We start from the raw sequence: 18,562 nt of genomic DNA on the forward strand, positions 1-18,562 counted from the left end.
GCTGTCGATGATGTGAAGAAAGCACCTGAAGCAGCCGATAAAGCAGCATCTGATGTGATAGAAAAAGCCACTGATGCTGTTAATAAGGCTGTCGATGATGTGAAGAAAGCACCTGAAGCAGCCGATAAAGCAGCATCTAGCGCGGTGGAAAAAGCCACTGACGCTGTTAATAAGGCTGTCGATGCTGTAAAAGAAGCACCTGAAGCAGCTGATAAAGCAGCATCTAGCGCGGTGGAAAAAGCCACTGACGCTGTTAATAAGGCTGTCGATGCTGTAAAAGAAGCACCTGAAGCAGCCGATAAAGCAGCATCTAGCGCGGTGGAAAAAGCCACTGACGCTGTTGATAAGGCAATTGATGCTGTAAAAGAAGCTCCTGAAGCAGCCGATAAAGCAGCATCTAGCGCGATGGAAAAAGCCACTAGTGTTGCGGAGCACCAAGGGATTATTTTAGAGAATCAACAGGCTTTATTTAAAGATTATGATTTAGATAAGCTTTTGCATAAGATACGAATGGTGCTTGAGCATAACAGTCTAAAAAATGTTAACAAGCAGTTTCACGAGCTTTTTGATACAGAAGCCTCTTCTGTTTATTCTTGTTCTTTTGAAAAGTCTGCTGTAGATGAAAAATCTCAGACTGTAAAAGAAGAGATAGAGCAGGACCATAGTACAGGTGATCAGACAAAGGTTGCTGCTGTGGAAGCTAAGGTGGAGAGCCATGATCATGAAAACAGTCAACCTTTTAACAAGGCGCATGAAGTAAGTGCTCCAATTGAAGCACATCAGAGTGACAATCTTTCTTCTTCTAAAGCTTTGTATAAGGAAGGGTATGATTTTATTCGTTCTGCTAACTATGTTGATGCTGAAAAAAGCTTTTGCGCTTTTCAAAATCGTTACAAAAAAGATTCTTTGAGTGATGATGCTTTATTTTGGTTGGCCGAATCTTTGTTGGGGCAAAAACGCTATCATGAAGCAGCACAAGTTTATCTTACCGCATGGTATGCAGATAAAAAGAAGCTCTATACCTCTGAGATTTTGCTGAAATTAGCAAGAAGTATGGTCGCTCTTGAGCCAAATAAAGACGATTGTGCTCATTTTGTGAAAAAATCAAAACGTCAACAAACATTAGCATCTGTTTTTTGTAAACCTGCAAAATAAACAGCGAGGTCGTTTTCGGTGTGCGTTAGACTGGCAGGAAATCTCTTTAAAACATCGGATTTTATTCAATGTCAGAAGTTGATTCTTGCCGTCTCAGGGGGAAGCGATTCTTTGGCTTTGATGTTTTTGGTCAAAGAGCATTTGGAAACTCTCGCATTTCCTCCAGAAATGATTGTTGTCACGGTTGATCATCAATTGCGTAAAGAATCGATGCGTGAAGCAGAAACTGTTGCGAAAATTTGTCGTGTCCATGATATTCAACATATCACTGTGCGATGGGAAGGCGAAAAGCCAAAGACGCATATTGCTTCCAGCGCGCGTGTTGCACGCTATGATCTCTTGGTTAAAGAAGCACAAAAACAAGGCGCATCACTTATTATGACGGGGCATACACTCAATGATCAGGTTGAGACCTATCATATGCGGTATCAACGTCTCCAAAAGAATAGAGGTGCTTTATATAGTGAAGCTGTTGCTATGCGCGATGAGGTTTATGCCAGTGGTTTTGCTGGTGCTTTGCGCGGTGAAGCCGAGGGTATACGTGATGAGGATCATACCAGAAAAACGAGAAAAAATATTGCCGAAAAAAACTATGGTTCCCTCTATGAGCGCGGTTTATCCTGTATTCCGCGTGAGGCGTTGTTGCATAGAAAAGTGCGTTTGATTCGGCCACTCCTTGGTGTAAAACGCCAAACATTACGGAATTATTTACGCTTACAAGGACAAACATGGATTGATGATCCAACCAATGAAGATCGCAATTTTGAACGTGTGCGCGTGCGTCAATCTCTTTCTCCACAAAAATTGGCTTATATTGCTCAAAAAATAAATGAAGCCGCATTGCAGCGTCGTCAACAAGCCAAAAATATTGCTGATTTGATCTTAGCGCTGGATATTACTGTCCAACATGGGCGTTGTTTCATAGCAAAGCCTGCGCTATTTTTACAGAAACATTCCAGTTTTCCTTTCGTGGTGGGGCTCTTTGCTGTGCTGATGGGAGGGGGATTTTATTTGCTCCCCAATCAGAAATTAAGCATGCTTGTTCAAAAACTCTGTCTCGATTCTCCAGAAAAGAAGCGTTTTACTTATGCGGGTTCTGTTATTGAATATAACAAGCACGGAATTTCTTTGTGGCGTGAAGGGCGAAATATGAAAGAGGCTATCGTTGAGCCAGATAAAACTTTTATATGGGATGGGCGCTATCATATCACAAATCATGGATATGAGGCTATAAAGGTTGGAGCCGCAAATTTAGAACAGCTGAAATTTTTATTAAAAAATAGCGATTTTGAGCTTGAAAAGCCTCATTTTCCCTCTTTACAATCGCTGCTGATGATCTCAAATCATAAAGGGTATGATATTCCAGAGTTGATTTCTCAAGCAGTTGTTCATAAACATGTTATCGTCAAGCGGATTATGGCACCTTTCGATTGGCTTTCCTCACGAGAAGATGCTGCCTTGGTGAATGTTGTGGAACCTTTTTTTAATATTGAGGTGAAAAGATAAAGGAAAATTACTCTAAAAGAAAATAAACAGCTTCTCATCCCTTGGCAAGGGGCTGACAAGGTTATATGTTAAGGGGAACTGTTTGAAATCTATATTTGATTAAGTGGGCTGAATATGAATTCCAATTACCGCTCTCTCCTTATTTGGGGAGTTATTGCCTTGATTTTGATTGTGTCGTTTTCTCTCTTTAATGGAGATAGCCAACGTTCTGGTGGTGGAGAAGTCTCCTATTCTGAATTTTTGCAAAAAGTTGAGAATAATGAGTTGAAATCTGTGACCATTCAAGGTCAAAAATTAACAGGGAAAACCATTGAACATAGAGCTATTTCAACCTATGCTCCTCGCGATCCAGGTTTGATACAAAAGTTGGAAAGCAAAAACGTCAATGTTAAAGCTATTCCTGAAAGCTCTGGAAATAGCATTTTCCTCAATCTCCTCTTTTCCTTATTACCTGTTATTATTATCGTGGGGGCGTGGGTCTTTTTTATGCGGCAAATGCAAAATGGATCACGTGGTGCAATGGGATTTGGGAAATCGAAAGCAAGATTGCTTAATGAAGCGCAAGGACGTATTACCTTTAAAGATGTTGCTGGCGTTGAAGAAGCAAAGCAAGATCTTCAAGAAATTGTTGAATTTTTACGCGAACCACAAAAATTTCAACGCTTAGGGGGGCGTATCCCACGCGGTGTTTTGCTTGTTGGTCCTCCAGGAACCGGTAAAACTTTGCTAGCTCGTTCTGTGGCAGGTGAAGCCAATGTGCCATTCTTTACCATTTCAGGGTCTGATTTTGTTGAAATGTTTGTTGGTGTTGGGGCAAGCCGTGTGCGCGATATGTTCGAACAGGCTAAAAAAAATGCACCTTGTATTATCTTTATCGATGAAATTGATGCTGTTGGACGCCATCGGGGGGCTGGTCTTGGCGGTGGAAACGATGAACGTGAACAGACCTTAAACCAGTTGCTTGTCGAAATGGATGGGTTTGAGCCCAATGAAAGTATTATTCTTATTGCCGCAACAAACCGTCCTGATGTGCTTGATCCTGCTTTATTGAGACCAGGGCGTTTTGATCGGCAAGTTGTTGTGCCAAACCCTGATGTTTCTGGGCGTGAGCAAATCTTGAAAGTGCATGTGCGCAACGTGCCTTTAGCGCCTAACGTTGATTTGAAAATTTTGGCAAGGGGAACACCAGGATTTTCCGGTGCGGACCTGATGAATCTGGTCAATGAAGCTGCTCTTATGGCTGCGAGCCGTAATAAAAGAGTTGTCACGATGCAAGAATTCGAAGATGCCAAAGATAAGGTGATGATGGGGGCTGAACGTCGTTCAACCGCTATGACACAAGAGGAAAAAGAACTCACTGCTTATCACGAAGCAGGACATGCTATTGTGGCTCTTAATGTGCCGGTTGCTGATCCTGTCCACAAAGCAACAATCGTTCCAAGGGGAAGAGCATTGGGAATGGTGATGCAATTGCCTGAAGGCGATCGCTATTCTATGAGTTATCGGTGGATGATTTCTCGTTTGGCTATTATGATGGGTGGACGTGTGGCTGAAGAATTAAAGTTTGGAAAGGAAAATATCACCTCCGGTGCTTCTTCTGATATTGAGCAAGCAACGAAATTAGCACGTGCAATGATCACACGGTGGGGATTTTCTGATCTGCTTGGAAATGTAGCTTATGGCGATAACCAAGATGAAGTCTTTTTGGGTCATTCTGTTGCGCGAACACAAAATGTCTCTGAAGAAACAGCACGCATGATTGATATGGAAGTGCGTAAGCTTATTGATGATGCCTATAAAAATGCGACAAACATTTTGAAAACAAAAAGAAAAGAATGGTTTGCTTTGGCACAAGGTTTGTTGGAATATGAGACTTTAACGGGAGCTGAAATTAACGAAGTTATTGCAGGAAAGCCTCCTTCACGCACACAGAAAGATGAGGGTGCTGCGCCACGGGGGTCTTCTGTTCCAAAAACTGGAAAAATGAAGACAGAGACAACAGTGGTAGATGAAAAAAACGCTGAAGCAGTCTCTAAAACAGCGCCTCATAAAGTAGAGACCGATAAAGGCGAGGCAGACAAAGCAGAGGCAGCTGTTGGAAAAAAAACAGCAAAATCCAGTAATGTTGCGCTTAAGGAGGCTCAGTCTAAAGAAGTGCAATCGGATGAGACTGAGAAAAAAGCACAAAGCACAAAAGGTACTACAAAATCAGTCAACCGCTCTAAAAGTAATGCTGAAAAGAAGTCCAATACTGCGGGAGATGATAAAGAAAAATAAGAATTATTTAATACCGCTTGAGTGACGATGTTTTAGGAAAACTTCTAATTTTTTTGAGAAAGGCGCAAGTTTTGTTTGCGCCTTTCTTGTAATATTTGCAAAAATATGGAAGCAAAAAATTAAGCAAAGCCGTTGTATTATGACGGCTTTAGCATGCTACAAGGCGAGGTGGACTGTTGCTTTTCTAATGTGGTAGGGTTGTGAGGTTAGGCGATAGATTTCCTTGCTGATTTTGTAGGGTATGAGGTTTGGTGCTGGGTTTCTTTACGGATTTAGCAAGTGTGTGAGATTATCCGTTGGTTGTATTAAAGGGGTGTATAGAGCATTTTGAGGAGATAATATTGCTTTTATGTGGAAGGGTGTAAACATAATTGCTTGAGAGTGGTTTAGATGTGTAGATGGTGAATAGGGGGCTTGATTGTTTAAATGCATGAAGGTTTAGATCAATGATCTGATTTTATACGGGGAGCGGGGGGACTATTGTACCAAGGGGGCTTGTTAGGGGTTTAAGGAAAAGCCAAGGGAAGAATTATATATTAAAGGAAAGAGGCATGGTGCAAAAATATTTTGGTACAGATGGAATTCGGGGGAAAGCCAATTCATTTCCTATGACACCCGATTTTGCCATGAAGGTGGGGATGGCTGTAGGGGTTTTATTTCGCTCACAACATCAATCTCATCGTGTGGTGATTGGCAAGGATACACGATTATCTGGTTATATGTTGGAAAACGCTTTGGTTTCAGGATTGACTGCTGCGGGGATGGAAGCTTTTTTATTGGGTCCAGTGCCAACCCCTGCTGTTGCAATGCTTTGCCGCTCTTTGCGAGCGGATCTTGGAGTGATGATTTCTGCTTCTCATAATCCGTTCTATGATAATGGAATTAAACTTTTTGGTCCTGATGGTTTTAAACTTTCAGATGATATGGAAGCCAAAATTGAACAATTGATCGATACAGATCTTTCAAAATCTTTAGCAAGTTCTGCCGAAATTGGTTATGCAAAACGGGTTGAGGGGGATATTTATCGTTATATTGAATATGCCAAACGAACTTTGCCGCGTGATGTTCGCTTAGATACTGTGCGTATTGTTGTGGATTGTGCCAATGGGGCTGCTTATAAAGCGGCTCCCCGTGCTTTATGGGAATTGGGGGCTGAGGTTTTTGCTATTCATGATGAACCCAATGGGACCAATATTAATCAAAAATGTGGATCAACCGATTTAAGCTCTTTAAAACGAAAAGTGCATGAAGTGCGTGCTGATGTGGGGATTGCTCTTGATGGAGATGGAGATCGTGTTCTCATTGTTGATGAAAAAGCACAAACGGTTGATGGAGATCAGTTAATTGCTGTAATTGCTGAAAATTGGCATAAAATGGGACGATTACGGTGTAATGGTGTTGTCACAACGATTATGTCAAATCTTGGACTAGAACGTTTCTTGAATAGCAAAGGGTTGCACCTTGTAAGGACAAAAGTTGGAGATCGTTATGTTGTCGATGCCATGCGCCAAAAGGGATATAATGTTGGTGGTGAGGCTTCTGGCCATATCGTGCTCAGTGATTTTGGCACAACGGGTGATGGCTTGGTGGCTGCATTGCAGATTTTAGCCTGTATGAAGGAAAGTCAAAGCCCTATGAGCCAATTGTGTAAACGGTTTGAACCTGTACCGCAAATTTTAAAAAATGTAACGATTAAAAATAAAAATGTCTTGAAAAAAAATCCCGTCAAAGCGGCCATTGATCAAGCAGAGAAGCGGTTGGGAAAAGAGGCACGGCTGGTGATCCGCGCTTCTGGAACTGAACCGGTTATCCGCCTTATGGCTGAAGGCGATGCACGAGAAGTATTGGACACTGTCGTGACAGAGTTGATGGATGTTATTATTCATCATGATGTACGCATGGGGACTGCACTTGAGGAATCTTGATTTTTTTGAGAAAATTATCAGATCATCTTTGAATAAAGGTCTGATTTTAATGCGGGATTTTGGCAATTACAAAAGGTATGATTATTAACTTTGTTAGTGATGTAATAACGGTAATGGATACTCTATCTACGAACAAATTAAATAAAAAAGGGAAAAGTCTAATTCTAATAACTACAATGCGTATAGAGTTCTCTATAGTTCGTAAGATATGAAAAATATGCCTTTTTTTGATTTTCCTTTTTCTTTTACTTATTCGTAAACCGGTTATTAGTTTAACAGAGTTTGTAGGGGGAGTTTATTAGTGTTATTCATTCTTTTTACTGGACATACAGCGGGTGCAGCGCCCCATGAACATCAAACAGCAATGGTCATTGTGGTTATATCATCTTGATGTTTCTAAGTGCCGCTGCCAATTGGAGATATGATACGCTCCTATTACGTTTAGCTCTTCCTAATTATGAACTTATACTTTTCCAATAATTAGTAGAATAATGAGAAAGAGATGAGAATAAGCAATTTTTTCACGACAGTTCTAATGTTTATAAAGTAAAAAAAGCCGTGTGATGTAAAAAATAATGAACATTTTTTGGATCTTGGAGGGGGACACTCTATATTCATTTATGATTTTAGGATTTAAACATAAAAGGATTGAAGCCTTCTATAATACTGGTACGACTGAAGGGATTAGAACCGCCCATGCTCAAAAATTAAAGCGTATTCTAAGTGCTCTTGAAGGAGATGTATCGCCAAAAGATTTTGAGTTATCCGTCCTTTTGATTACATCTGCTAAAAGGTGATTTCAAGGATTATTAGTCAATTACTGTAAATGGAAATTGTCGCGTAATATTTCGCTTTGATAGCATAGATGTCGAAATGGTTGATTATCTGGATTATCATCAAAAAGGAGATCTAAACAATGATGAAGAATCCTTCACATCCCGGTGAATTATTGTGAGAAGATGTGATCAAAGAGCTTAGTTTATCCGTTAATGAAGCAGCAGAGTAGCTTGGTATATCTCGTGTAGCACTTTCTAGAGTTTTAAATGGAAAAGCCGCTATGAGTGCTAATCTTGCTATTAGGCTTGAAATGTCTGGTGTAAGCACAGCACGTGCTTGGCTTGCTATGCAAACAAATTATGATCTATCAAAAGCAATTTTTTAACAACAGTCTCATGATCAAGATTGCATAAAAGAGTTTCAAATGGCAGTTAAGTTTTTGCAACAGAGACGTATACAAGAGCTAAATCATGCGTATGAGCGTACAAGGTCAAAAGATGTAACGCGGATAAGACAAGGCAATAAAATCTTGTTTCTATAGTCTGTTTGGCTATAATAAATATAAGCAAAGGAGGGTTTTAATATGTTGAGTGAAGAGGAAATTAAGCTGCGTCGCTTTTATGCTGAAAATGCATTGGCAAGCCAACGTTTAGAGGGATTAGAGCCAGATCCAAAAGTCGTTGAGCAAATGGAACGTGTTATTATTGGAGAGCTCGAAACAAGTGATATCCTCAAAGATTATATGGAGAGGGTAAAACGTGGAGAAGTATAAGGGGAGCGGTGATTCTTATACTGATCCTGAAACTGGTGTGATGTATAATCGGTTTGGTATTAAAGACAAAGCCACGCTGCAACGTGTAGAATCTACGATTTCTTATGTGAAATCTTTCGAATTTGTACATACTCCTATTGGTGGTAAGTTTGATCTGGATTACATGAAAGAGATTCATAGAAGACTGTTTGGCGACATATATGAATGGGCGGGACAAGTTCGTTTAGTGGATATTGCCAAAGGCAATAGTATGTTTGCTAGTTATAATCAGATTGAAAGTTATGCACCGAAGATTACAAAAAAGCTTGCAAAAGAACAGTATCTGCGTGGTCTTGGCGCTTATGACTTTAGCCAAAGGGCTGGGTATTACATGGGCGAGTTGAATGCGTTGCATCCGTTTCGAGAGGGGAATGGGCGCACTCAGCGCGAATTTATGGTGCAACTTGCTCGTGAAGCTGGTTATCATATCAACTGGAAGGGTATTGAGCGACAAGAAATGACACGTGCGTCAATTGAAGCACATTTTGGTAATTCAGAATATCTGTCTGCACTCATCTATAAGAACCTTACCAAGTTTACAGAAAATAAAAGGGATGATGTTTCTCAAGGTATTGGCAAAAATATTGCTTTTTGCGTTGATCTTAATAAAGAGTGCTTGGAACAACAAAAAGAGAAGATTGAAACTCCTTGGGATAGAGAAAAGACAAGTTTTGCTAAACGTCAAAAAGAAGAACTTGAACAATTACAAAATGATTTGAATGTTGTTGCAAAAGCAACAGAAAAAGCTCCATACCTTGCTGCTTATATAGATAATTCTAATCTAGAACAGAAGGTGCTAAGCGCTCTTAGAAATAAAAAATCTTACATTGATGTGTTTAAGGAGTTAAACAGTCATTTAGCATCTATTTATAGAGATCCACAAGAGGCTGCGCTTAGGATTGAGCAAACGATTTTAGCAGGTAAAGGCGATAAACTCTCTGATATTTTGGATAGGGCACCTGATAGAGCGGGCGAACTGCGTGGATCAGATCGTTTTATCGATAAATTGAAGGCTACAGGAAAAGAACGAAAAGAAGCGCTTTATCATGTTCCTCTTGCACTTTCTTCTATTAAACTGCTTCAATCCTTTTATGAGAATTCTTATGAGACGCTGATGGTTAGTGTTACACGGGAGCGTGAACAGTTAAAAGTTGAAGTCCCCTCGCTTTCACAAGAAGCAGTGACTTTTATGAAAAATGTTGAAGCTGGTTGTGATAGTTATTCAAAGATACCAGAGCAGGTTAATCAAGAGTTTTTAAAGCTACAAATTGTTTTAGATAAACGTTTTGGACATGATGCCATTCATAAATATGGTTTTGATTTATCAAAAGCAATCCCCAAAGAACAGTCTCATGATCAAGATTGCATAAAAGAGTTTCAAATGGCAGTTAAGTTTTTGCAACAGAGACAACAGGAGAAAATCAACGCAATAGCGCGTGCAAGATCAATAGATATGATACGGTAAGGGCAAGGATAAAGCCTTATGCTGTATAAGCCCTATTAAGCCATACGGTAAAAGAGAGGTAATCAAAGGAGGTGTTTAATATGGGTGTGACAAAAGATGTTGTACGTGCCTGCATAGATAGGGCGTTAAAAAAATCCGGTGAAATATTAGCAAGTTTAGGACTTACGGTGTCTGATTTCATCCGTATTGCTTTGACAAAAGTTGTTCATGAAAAAGGATTGCCGTTTGATATGTCTATTTCTAATGCGAAAACGCTTAAAACTTTCGAGAAAAGTGACAAGGGTTAAGAGAAGTGACAAGGGTTAAGAGAAGTGACAAGGGTAAAGAGATATAGCTGAAGATAGGTAAGATTTGTTTTGTCATTTGGATATTTGATATTTCTGATCATTCACTTCAAATTAGCTTTTCATTTACATCATTATCGTTATGGGTGTTTCCGTATATTGAATGATGTATGCAAACCGTGATTGAAATGGCAGCTTATTGAATTTCTGTGAAAGAAGAAGGCATATCGCCTGAATAATTATTTGATATTGTTTCTTTTATTGCTACTCATTCAGATGCTGGTGGTCTTATGCAAGGGTTAAGAGAAAGCCAAGGAAAGTTAGGTTTAAAAGCATAAGAGTAAAAGTGGGGGATATAAGGTTATACCCTTTTTTGGTGGTTAAAATATTCCGGTGTTGATCGAAGATATTTACAGTCAATCATCTTGAGGTAATTTGACAAAATCAGAGAGGAATGCGTTGAAGAAAATTTTTATATTGCGCCTTGATGAATATCGAAAAGAATAATAATGGATAAGGCACATAAAGCAGGATCTCGTATATTACAAGGTGCTCGTGAAGCTCTTGTCTGAAGTTAAAGGTGAAGCGGATACTAAATTTGGTATCTATATTCCTGCAAATGTTGATGTCAAAAAAAATCAGAAAAAATATAGGGTTATAGATATCATTTTCGGCACGTTTTGGTTTTCCTGTGGGGCGCATTCGTGATTGGGAATGGGGATGATATTTTTACTTCTTTTTACTTGTTGTTTTCGATTATTGACACTGAACTTGAAGCGATTAATCGTGTTTTTAAGAAAGCTCTATTGGTATAAAAGGGGTGTGAGGGGTAGCGTTTTTTTAAAAAGCATCACGGCGTTTGAAAGGATCGTAATAGATTTCTGTTACACGAAATTTTCCTTCGAGGCGTTTACATTGGATGATGACATCTATCATCGAGATTAATAAGCCGCGGATATCATCGCGTGCTAAATTACCACCACCGTCACTTTCTTTGACTAAAAGGGTCATTTGTTCAAAGGCTGCAAGGGCTGTTGAGGCGTGGACGGTGGTAATGGAGCCGGGATGACCAGAATTGACATTACGGATATAGTAAAAGGCTGTACCATCACGCAGCTCTTGTAGAAGGATTCTGTCGGGGCGCATGCGTAAGCCTGATTCAAGCAGTTCTTTTGCGCCTGCTTTTGCTAAGCCTTGGTTATCTTTTGAATAAAAGAGCTGCACTTTGTTGGCGTGCGGAACGACAAGTTCTGGCGTGTCTTCAATGGTGAGAATTCGTTCATAGTCAGGGATTTTTGCAATCAAAGCTTTGGAGAGGGTTGTTTTACCAGAACCGGTTTTGCCCGATATTAAGATATTTTGTTGTGTAATAACGGCTCTTTCTAAAAAGGTGCAAAAGTCTTTGGCCAGAAACAAATCTGTTAGTTTTTTGTCTGTATCAGAGAGTTCGGATAACCGTTCTGTCATTTGTTGCGTGGGTGTGAAACTGGTGTTTTGGGCAACAGAAAAAAGATTGTTTTCATGTAAACTTTCAAGAGAAAAAGTGCGTGATGAAGGTTTACGAATGGTCATGCTAATGGTATTGGCTGCAACTGCTGGAGGCATAACAATTTGTATGCGTTCGTTGTTTGGCAGTGTTGCGGAGAGAACGGGGTTTTCTACACTGATTTTTTGTGTTGTGTAGGCAGCAACAACTTTTGCAATCCCTTCTAGTTCGCTGTAGGTTAGTTCTTTTAAGATGTGGGTTTTCCAACCATTGGGACCCTCAACGATTACTTCGCCAGGGCGATTGATAACAATTTCAAATAAATTCTCATCATTGAGGAAATCATCTAAGATCTTTAATTTTGTTAAGACGATGGAGGCGCGTTCTGCATTTTTTGCTGATGGCATAATGTGACTTTATTGGCTTAATGAAAAAAGGAATAGCTGGGAGTAGAGCGGTTTCTTTTGCTCTTTACGACTAGTTTATAGACAGAGGAAAAATCGAGATCTTTTGCTACGAAAATGTTGACGAGTTCGCCTTGAAATTTTTCTAGGGTAGGAGGGATGTTGATTTGATTTTCAAGAGCAATACTGGCGGCCTCTTTTCCAGTGTTGTTTGCGCCTTCAAAACCGCCGCCTCCAGAGTTGTTTGAACCTTCTTTATTGGAATTGCCTACTATTTTATTTGTTAAAACTGTTGTGGCACCATCAATAACGGTGAGTAAAAGGGAAGAGCCAAAGCGTTCCCACCAATGGGTGTTGATGTTGCCATCAAAACCGGCTCTGCCTAAACTGTCGGTTGCGGGTGAGGCAAGGGGAATGATAACGCCGGTTGGGGTTTTTGCTCTTGTCCAGAGTACAAAGAGGCGAGATTGACCTTGTTTTATCCCTCCGCGGTATTCGCCAATCACTTGGGTTCCTTTATCAAGCAAAACAACGCGCCCATTGTCAGAGAGGATATCACGGTTGATGATGCAGCTTGCAAAGCCTGGTTGCTCACTGTTTAATGCGGTTTCTAAGATACAGGGAATAGAGGTTCCCATGGCGATGATAAAGTTTCTATTGCCGATGAGTTTTGCTTTTGCTTTTGCTTCTTCTGTTTTGGTAGGCTTTAATAGGGTTGCAAAATTTTGTGTGTCTTGAAGGGCAGGAGAATTTTGCGCATTCGCGAGATTTTCAAGGGCATGGAATTTTTCAAAGGGGTTGAGAGTCGTGTTGACGATGTCTTTTAATTGAGATTTAGAGCCTTTGGCAAAAGCGAGAACAGGGGCACGTCTTGCGGCATCAAGTAGTGGGTCATCTTTTTTGGGTTCTTGTGCGAGTGGTTGTGGGGGTGGTAAGGTTATTGGCGCTATGTTTGCACGCGGGTCAGAGGGCGCGAGCTCTAAAGGGGCGAGGGAATTGTGAAAGCTTTTTTCTTGTTTTTTATGAGCTTTTGCGGTGTCTTTTTGTTCTGTGGGGGAGGATAAGATGTTCCAGAGCACATAGCCGCAGATTCCTATACAGGCTATTGCGACAACTATTTTTTTGCCAGCGCTTTTGGCGCTATTGTTTTTGCCATCCCCAATAGATCCGCGATCTTCGATGATTGATTTATCACTCATGTGTTGTCCCCTTCAATTCCCGCTTATTTAAAGATCTGATGCAATTTTACGTTCAACAGATGGTGAGGTTGTTCCGGTATTTGGATTTGTGCCTTTTGGTTGATAGGCTTCGTTAAAGACGCATAGGACGTTTTTTCCCTGTCTTAGGGTGAAGCGTGCGCTAATGGCATGGACAATCACCATGTTGCCTCTTGTGGTTTTGGGAACCAGCGATTCTGTACCGTCATTGCTGACAATGTAAATGGCAGGGATTTCTTGGTTGTCTGGAAATGTAAATGTTGTTGTTTTGCCATTGTCATAAACAGAGGAGGGTTCGAGAGTGATAGAGCCTTGAGCGGTGTAAGCCCAATTGCGAGGTCCGTAGGTTTCAGAAGCGTTGAAGACATTATCGATACGCTGGGCTTGTTGTTTTTCTTGTCGCATAAGGGCTGCGAGTCTTCTTTGTTCTGCTTCTTCTTGTGGGTAGCGAAATTTCACAAGGAAATATGTTTCTTGTCCAGAGGAAATTTCTCCATCTTTGACCATCAGTTCAAATTGATAGGAGCGCTTTGAGCCATCAAGCTTTGTGGTGACGACTTGGAGATTGGTAATGGGTTGGACTTCCCGCGCTTTGAGGAAAAGAATATTGCCAGCGGGGGCGACTTCCCATGCAACGCTGTTGCCAATTGCCACATGGGCAATTTCTTCATTGGGAGAAAATTCTATTTGTACCGATGAGCGTATGGAGCCAATAATTTTTGTGACATTATAGGCATCATAGTTGATAAAGCGAATGCGGCTATCGCTTGGCGCACGAGTGGGAAAAATACTGGCATGGCTAGGCGTTAAAGAAAGGGTAATAGCGATGTTAAGAATGAGAAAAAGAATTTTTTTTGTCATGATCAGTTGACCACTTCCGGATCGGTTCTATATTCACTAACAATAAACCCTAGAGGATTTATCAAACGGTTTTGGACAGAGATAGGGGCATTGATATATTCAAAGGTAAGTGTTGCAACCCAGTGGGTGATGAATTCTTTGTTGGTTTCATTGTCATGAATGGTTCTGTAGTAACGCACTTGGGCGACATCGTCATTGATAAAGGAGATTGATTTTATTGTTATTGTAACGGCGGCGTGTTTATAGAGAATTTGAGGACTTTGGGGATTTCTTGCTCCATACCAGCTGGCAAATCTTTCCTGTTCTTCTGAAGAAGAGAGGAGGGAGACGGTTTGGAAGTTGTGTTGTGTTTCTTCTGTGGTGAAGCCTTCACGGGAGCGGACATATTTTGCAGCAAAGTAGCGTGTGATTGCTTCATCGACATTGGTGGGACCTTCTTTTAAGGCTTCCACAACTTCGGTGATGCCGGTTGAATTGTCGACGCGGATGACAAAAGGTTCCACGGTTTTAAGGGGCGTGAGGGTGATGACCGCGAGAGAAGACAGTATTGCAACAGCAACCGCGATGCCGGCAATGGCAAGCGAGACGCGGGTGGTGCGGCGTGAGGCGAGCATGCGATCTTGATCAAACGAGCGCGCTTCAGCAATGTATTGTTCTATGTCTTTTTCTTTCATGCTTTTTGCCCGCAATTTTTGTAAGATTTGATTTCTTCATCCGTTAATTTTTGTGCCAGAAGCATTTCCAGCTTCCCTTCTTTTAGGGGTGAAGGGGTGTTGTTACTGATGATAATGGGTGTGGGCGTGGGTTTTTTCCCTTCCCAATTCCACATTGATCTGTTGAGTGGACGTTTAGAATATCCATCACATTTTGGGAGTGACTTCAGTGTGTGTGATGAGGACATACAGCCACTGAGAAAGAGAAATGGTAAGATAATCCCAATTTTTTTAAATTTCCGCATTTGAACTTAGGCCTTTGCTAATAGTGATGCTAATTTTTTAACGCCCTTTGCTATCGTGTTGGCTGTTGCTTTAGCAGCGCGAAAAGCTTCTTTCCCAGCACGTTGCGTTCCCGTTATTGCACTTGTGAAAGAAACAGCCCCAGAGGCTAAAGCTGATGCGACATTAGGGAGTTTGGTGAAAAGGTAACAACCACAAATACCAACAGACGAGAAGTTAACTAAGGAAAGCATTATATCTTCAAGTGTTTCTGAGAAAATTTTTATTGAAAATTGGATATACAGACCACCAAGCAGCACGACTAATACCTGCAAAAGGATGAAATTTAAAACTTGTCCCAACCATGCTTCTGTAAATTTTCTGGTTGCTGAAAACATAGAGAGGCTTATAAACAGTGGTCCTATTGATAGGACAAGAAACAAACCCAGTTTAGCAAACATTGAGACGATAAAACCAATTGTAGCCAGTAACACGGCATTTACTAAACAGAAAAAACCAGCAAGCCATGTGACAAGAAACTTACCCGCTTCAGTCCATCCTGTATACTTCTCTGATGCGTCAAAAACGTGTGCCCCCGCTTGTCTTAACATATTGTCCCATACATTTTGATCCGAGTGTGCTGCACCTTGTGTGACATTTGCAATGGCATTCGGCAGATCATTAAAAAATATATCCCTAACCCATTCATTATAAAGAGCAGCGTTTGTAGCGAGAGCAACTATGATACCCAGTTTGAAGGCTGTCGCTATAAACTCCCATAAGGGCGTGGAAGAACGCCCATAGATGATATTGTAGCCCATAAATATAACGTAGATTGTACAAGACGCTTTAAGCGGAGCACTTAACCCCGACGAAAGATGCTTAATAGTGTTATTCATTATTTCTTCAAGAGTCTTCGTTACAAAGCTATTCATATCAGTAAATACGGTTATATTTTCAAATGCCATTGCACGTCCATTCTATTCAATGTTTGCAAATATGATCATTTATAATTCAATTATTATCTTGTTTCTGTTCAGCTTTTTCTTTCGCTTCTCGTTCGGCTTTAGCCCGTTGTTTTGCTTCAAATTCAGCTTCCCATTTTTCTTGTCTAGCTTTTTGTTCAGCCCAAAGTTCATCCATACTTTTTTTCCGTTCCTCTGCTGCTTTACGACTTCTTTCTTCAGCTTGTGCTTTATATTCTTTTTCAAGTTCTAAAAATGCTAACCGCATGTTTTCACAGTTTTTTGAAGTCCCTGCAAATCCACATTTAGCATCCCACTCTAAGCGTAAATTTTTATCTTTTTTAAATTCTGCTACGCTATAGGTTTTTTCACATCCAGCTGTGATGAGCCCTGTGCAAAGTAGCAATGTTGTTATGAGAACTTTATTCATAGTATTTCCCCTTCTTTCTTTCAGTTTTTGAGTTTTGAGCACAATTTTTAAATTATGCTATGTTCTGGTTTTTTATAACCAGTGATGATAAATCTAGGGCAGAGACATAATCTTGCCATAAATATATTGTATAGTCTGTAAGGTTCTTTAAGTTGAGCAGCTAAAGCGCAATAGCGATGTGTAATGGTGCTATCCATTATTTTTGTAAGGGAATGCATTACAGTATTATCTATCCAAGTAAATACACCTTTGGTTACTACTGCCATTGAGATGCTCCGCTCTTCATCGTGTATTTTTATAATTTAATCATTATTTTATTGTTCTTCTGCCGCGCGCTCTTTTGCTTTTTGTTTAGCCATAAATTCTTCATCTCTTTTGCGATTTTCTTCTTCAATTTTACGACTTCTTTCTGCTGCTTTTGCTTCATACTCTTTCTGAAGTTCTAAAAATGCTAACCGCATGTTTTCACAATTTTTTGAAGTTCCTGCAAATCCACATTTAGCATCCCATTCTAGGCGTAAATTTTTATCTTTTTTAAATTCTGCGACGCTGTAAGTTTTTTCACAGCCAGCCGTGATGAGCCCTGTGCAAAATAGCAATGTTGTTATGAGAACTTTATTCATTATTTATTGTCCTGTTGTTGTTTAGCTTTAGCGCGCTCTTCTGCTTCTCGTTCAGCTCGTTCTTTCGCTTCTTGTTCAGCTTTCCATTTTTCATGTTCAGCTTTTTGTTTAGCCATAAGTTCATCCATCGCTTTGTTGAAGCTCTCTGCCGCTTTCCGGCTTCTTTCTTCAGCTTTTGCGTCATATTCTTTTTGAAGTTCTAAAAATGCTAACCGCATGTTTTCACAATTTTTTGCAGTTCCTGCGAATCCACATTTAGCATTCCACTCTTCCATCAATTTTTTATCTTTTTTAAATTCTGCTACGCTATAGGTTTTTTCACATCCAGCAGTGATGAGCCCTGTGCAAAGTAGCAATGTTGTTATGATGATCTTGTTCATGATTAATGACTGTCCTGTTTCTTTTCAGATTCTTGTTTATCGTCATTTGTTGAGCCAGTTCTCCCCCATCCCCATGTTGGAAGACTCTCACGATAAGCTTGCTCTGCGTTTTTACAATTTTGCGAATCGAGATCCCCTGATGTCATACATTTCATTTTCCATTTTTCGTATAATTTGTGATCTTTCTTAAATTCTTCTACGCTATAGGTTTTTTCACATCCAGCTGTGATGAGCCCTGTGCAAAGTAGCAATGTTGTTATGATGATCTTGTTCATGTTCAAGCCCCTCTTTTTTCTCGTTTATTGACCACGCAGTTTTTTGGCTAAAGCTTTGTAACGTGCTTTAAATTCTTCCATTTCACGTCTTTCTGCCGCTTTTTCTTCTGCTTGTTGAATCATCATGGCAGCTTGCATTTGAAGGACTTGTGTTTGGAGTTTTGCTTGTATCGCTTCTAGTTGTGCTTGAATGCCTTGAATTTTACCCGCATCTTCAGTACTTCCAAGTTCGTCAAGAAGCTTGGTAATGTTTTTTTGTGTTTCACTGGCTTCTTCGTAGACGTCTTGTCCTTTTGCTGCTTGTCCTACTACGCGCTGTTCGGCTTTTTTTACTTCCTGTGCGTAAAAAGCATCCACGGCCTCTTTTGATCCAGCACCCCCTGAGGGCTCTTTGTATTTAAGTTCTTCTTGCCATTTTTGCGTGTTTTTGCTGCCGCCGCCGCCGCCACCGCCGCCACCACTGCCCATCGATTGTTGAAAGTGGTTAAAATCTGAAGGCAGGGCGCCACTGCTCCCTTGCTTGTTAAACATCTCTTTCAATCCCGAAATGTCAGGCTTGACATTTAAGGAGTTATATAATTGTTTCGCTTGATCGAGTTGGCTCTTTAATTGGTCAAGCTGTTGTTTGCCTTGTTGAATTTGTTGTTTCAATTGCTCAAGTTGCTTTCCCCCTTGCATAAAAGATTTTAAATCGAATGTAGGCATTTGTGCGAATGCATTTGTTTGAAAGCCAAATGAAGCTGCATAGACGGCTGTTGCCAATAAAAGTTTTTTCATTGCTTTGAC

19 protein-coding genes and 2 pseudogenes are annotated in these 18,562 nt (G+C 40.4%); 9 read left to right on the forward strand and 12 right to left on the reverse strand.

What is annotated here, in order from left to right; genetic code table 11:
• The 9 genes and pseudogenes from ACFILY_RS04365 to ACFILY_RS04405 form a co-directional block, all read left to right on the forward strand.
• A pseudogene (locus ACFILY_RS04365) lies at window positions 1-1,155 on the forward strand (tol-pal system protein); the annotation flags it as partial.
• 18 nt (window positions 1,156-1,173) lie between these two features.
• Window positions 1,174-2,661 (forward strand): tRNA lysidine(34) synthetase TilS, encoded by a 1,488-nt coding sequence (gene tilS / locus ACFILY_RS04370; RefSeq protein WP_375637579.1) that lies wholly within the window; start codon window positions 1,174-1,176, stop codon window positions 2,659-2,661.
• 114 nt (window positions 2,662-2,775) lie between these two features.
• Complete coding sequence (gene ftsH, locus ACFILY_RS04375; protein WP_375637580.1) at window positions 2,776-4,938, forward strand: ATP-dependent zinc metalloprotease FtsH; 2,163 nt, start codon at window positions 2,776-2,778, stop codon at window positions 4,936-4,938.
• Window positions 4,939-5,489: 551 nt separating this feature from the next.
• A complete protein-coding gene (gene glmM / locus ACFILY_RS04380; RefSeq protein WP_375613213.1) occupies window positions 5,490-6,863 on the forward strand; it encodes a phosphoglucosamine mutase in 1,374 nt (457 codons plus the stop codon).
• A 575-nt stretch (window positions 6,864-7,438) separates the two neighbouring features.
• On the forward strand, window positions 7,439-7,660 hold the full coding sequence (locus tag ACFILY_RS04385) for a hypothetical protein (RefSeq protein ID WP_375630940.1): 222 nt from the start codon (window positions 7,439-7,441) through the stop codon (window positions 7,658-7,660).
• Between the two features lie 164 nt (window positions 7,661-7,824).
• Window positions 7,825-8,025 (forward strand): annotated as a pseudogene (locus ACFILY_RS04390) (HigA family addiction module antitoxin).
• Window positions 8,026-8,223: 198 nt separating this feature from the next.
• Window positions 8,224-8,412, forward strand: coding sequence for an antitoxin VbhA family protein (locus ACFILY_RS04395; RefSeq protein WP_273790453.1), 189 nt, complete (start codon window positions 8,224-8,226; stop codon window positions 8,410-8,412).
• Window positions 8,399-9,916, forward strand: coding sequence for a type II toxin-antitoxin system protein adenylyltransferase VbhT (gene vbhT / locus ACFILY_RS04400; RefSeq protein ID WP_375637581.1), 1,518 nt, complete (start codon window positions 8,399-8,401; stop codon window positions 9,914-9,916). The genes ACFILY_RS04395 and vbhT overlap by 14 nt, the downstream gene beginning before the upstream one ends.
• Window positions 9,917-9,996: 80 nt before the next feature.
• A complete protein-coding gene (locus tag ACFILY_RS04405) occupies window positions 9,997-10,203 on the forward strand; it encodes a type II toxin-antitoxin system RelB/DinJ family antitoxin (RefSeq protein ID WP_375637582.1) in 207 nt (68 codons plus the stop codon).
• 837 nt (window positions 10,204-11,040) lie between these two features.
• Here ACFILY_RS04405 and virB11 read toward each other — a convergent pair.
• The 12 genes from virB11 to ACFILY_RS04465 are packed head-to-tail and all read right to left on the reverse strand — an operon-like array spanning window position 11,041 to window position 18,553.
• The gene (gene virB11, locus ACFILY_RS04410) at window positions 11,041-12,093 is read right to left on the reverse strand and encodes a P-type DNA transfer ATPase VirB11 (RefSeq protein ID WP_375673270.1); all 1,053 of its coding nucleotides are present in this window, start codon (window positions 12,091-12,093) and stop codon (window positions 11,041-11,043) included.
• 17 nt (window positions 12,094-12,110) lie between these two features.
• Complete coding sequence (gene virB10, locus ACFILY_RS04415; RefSeq protein ID WP_375637973.1) at window positions 12,111-13,289, reverse strand: type IV secretion system protein VirB10; 1,179 nt, start codon at window positions 13,287-13,289, stop codon at window positions 12,111-12,113.
• Window positions 13,290-13,316: 27 nt separating this feature from the next.
• The gene (virB9, locus tag ACFILY_RS04420) at window positions 13,317-14,168 is read right to left on the reverse strand and encodes a P-type conjugative transfer protein VirB9 (RefSeq protein ID WP_375630944.1); all 852 of its coding nucleotides are present in this window, start codon (window positions 14,166-14,168) and stop codon (window positions 13,317-13,319) included.
• 2 nt (window positions 14,169-14,170) lie between these two features.
• Window positions 14,171-14,842, reverse strand: coding sequence for a virB8 family protein (locus ACFILY_RS04425; protein ID WP_375630945.1), 672 nt, complete (start codon window positions 14,840-14,842; stop codon window positions 14,171-14,173).
• Window positions 14,839-15,126: a type IV secretion protein VblB7 gene (locus ACFILY_RS04430; RefSeq protein WP_375637914.1), complete on the reverse strand. Its 288-nt coding sequence runs from the start codon at window positions 15,124-15,126 to the stop codon at window positions 14,839-14,841. Before ACFILY_RS04430 ends, ACFILY_RS04425 begins: the two co-directional genes overlap by 4 nt.
• Window positions 15,127-15,132: 6 nt before the next feature.
• Window positions 15,133-16,071 (reverse strand): type IV secretion system protein, encoded by a 939-nt coding sequence (locus ACFILY_RS04435; RefSeq protein ID WP_375637913.1) that lies wholly within the window; start codon window positions 16,069-16,071, stop codon window positions 15,133-15,135.
• A gap of 46 nt (window positions 16,072-16,117) precedes the next feature.
• Window positions 16,118-16,498, reverse strand: a complete 381-nt coding sequence (locus tag ACFILY_RS04440; RefSeq protein WP_375630572.1) for an EexN family lipoprotein — start codon at window positions 16,496-16,498, stop codon at window positions 16,118-16,120.
• A 47-nt stretch (window positions 16,499-16,545) separates the two neighbouring features.
• Complete coding sequence (locus ACFILY_RS04445; RefSeq protein WP_375637912.1) at window positions 16,546-16,764, reverse strand: hypothetical protein; 219 nt, start codon at window positions 16,762-16,764, stop codon at window positions 16,546-16,548.
• 48 nt (window positions 16,765-16,812) lie between these two features.
• Window positions 16,813-17,121 (reverse strand): EexN family lipoprotein, encoded by a 309-nt coding sequence (locus tag ACFILY_RS04450; RefSeq protein ID WP_375637911.1) that lies wholly within the window; start codon window positions 17,119-17,121, stop codon window positions 16,813-16,815.
• On the reverse strand, window positions 17,121-17,501 hold the full coding sequence (locus ACFILY_RS04455; protein ID WP_375637910.1) for an EexN family lipoprotein: 381 nt from the start codon (window positions 17,499-17,501) through the stop codon (window positions 17,121-17,123). The genes ACFILY_RS04450 and ACFILY_RS04455 overlap by 1 nt, the downstream gene beginning before the upstream one ends.
• Window positions 17,502-17,503: 2 nt before the next feature.
• Window positions 17,504-17,776: an EexN family lipoprotein gene (locus tag ACFILY_RS04460; protein WP_375637909.1), complete on the reverse strand. Its 273-nt coding sequence runs from the start codon at window positions 17,774-17,776 to the stop codon at window positions 17,504-17,506.
• Window positions 17,777-17,800: 24 nt separating this feature from the next.
• Window positions 17,801-18,553: a type IV secretion system protein gene (locus ACFILY_RS04465; protein ID WP_375637915.1), complete on the reverse strand. Its 753-nt coding sequence runs from the start codon at window positions 18,551-18,553 to the stop codon at window positions 17,801-17,803.
• Between the last annotated feature and the right edge of the window lie 9 nt (window positions 18,554-18,562).

Source organism: Bartonella sp. CL25QHWL (genome assembly GCF_042195335.1).
In the GTDB taxonomy this organism is placed as follows: domain Bacteria; phylum Pseudomonadota; class Alphaproteobacteria; order Rhizobiales; family Rhizobiaceae; genus Bartonella.

Excerpts from the sequence above, each read along its gene's own strand:
- ACFILY_RS04440 (WP_375630572.1), bottom strand. The coding sequence starts at position 16,498 with ATGAATAAAGTTCTCATAACAACATTGCTACTTTGCACAGGGCTCATC.
- ACFILY_RS04450 (WP_375637911.1), bottom strand. The coding sequence starts at position 17,121 with ATGAATAAAGTTCTCATAACAACATTGCTATTTTGCACAGGGCTCATC.
- ACFILY_RS04385 (WP_375630940.1), top strand. The coding sequence starts at position 7,439 with ATGAACATTTTTTGGATCTTGGAGGGGGACACTCTATATTCATTTATG.
- ACFILY_RS04445 (WP_375637912.1), bottom strand. The coding sequence starts at position 16,764 with ATGGCAGTAGTAACCAAAGGTGTATTTACTTGGATAGATAATACTGTA.
- ACFILY_RS04395 (WP_273790453.1), top strand. The coding sequence starts at position 8,224 with ATGTTGAGTGAAGAGGAAATTAAGCTGCGTCGCTTTTATGCTGAAAAT.
- ftsH (WP_375637580.1), top strand. The coding sequence starts at position 2,776 with ATGAATTCCAATTACCGCTCTCTCCTTATTTGGGGAGTTATTGCCTTG.
- virB9 (WP_375630944.1), bottom strand. The coding sequence starts at position 14,168 with ATGACAAAAAAAATTCTTTTTCTCATTCTTAACATCGCTATTACCCTT.
- ACFILY_RS04425 (WP_375630945.1), bottom strand. The coding sequence starts at position 14,842 with ATGAAAGAAAAAGACATAGAACAATACATTGCTGAAGCGCGCTCGTTT.
- ACFILY_RS04405 (WP_375637582.1), top strand. The coding sequence starts at position 9,997 with ATGGGTGTGACAAAAGATGTTGTACGTGCCTGCATAGATAGGGCGTTA.
- glmM (WP_375613213.1), top strand. The coding sequence starts at position 5,490 with ATGGTGCAAAAATATTTTGGTACAGATGGAATTCGGGGGAAAGCCAAT.
- virB10 (WP_375637973.1), bottom strand. The coding sequence starts at position 13,289 with ATGAGTGATAAATCAATCATCGAAGATCGCGGATCTATTGGGGATGGC.
- ACFILY_RS04435 (WP_375637913.1), bottom strand. The coding sequence starts at position 16,071 with ATGGCATTTGAAAATATAACCGTATTTACTGATATGAATAGCTTTGTA.
- ACFILY_RS04460 (WP_375637909.1), bottom strand. The coding sequence starts at position 17,776 with ATGAACAAGATCATCATAACAACATTGCTACTTTGCACAGGGCTCATC.
- ACFILY_RS04465 (WP_375637915.1), bottom strand. The coding sequence starts at position 18,553 with ATGAAAAAACTTTTATTGGCAACAGCCGTCTATGCAGCTTCATTTGGC.
- ACFILY_RS04455 (WP_375637910.1), bottom strand. The coding sequence starts at position 17,501 with ATGAACAAGATCATCATAACAACATTGCTACTTTGCACAGGGCTCATC.
- ACFILY_RS04430 (WP_375637914.1), bottom strand. The coding sequence starts at position 15,126 with ATGCGGAAATTTAAAAAAATTGGGATTATCTTACCATTTCTCTTTCTC.
- virB11 (WP_375673270.1), bottom strand. The coding sequence starts at position 12,093 with ATGCCATCAGCAAAAAATGCAGAACGCGCCTCCATCGTCTTAACAAAA.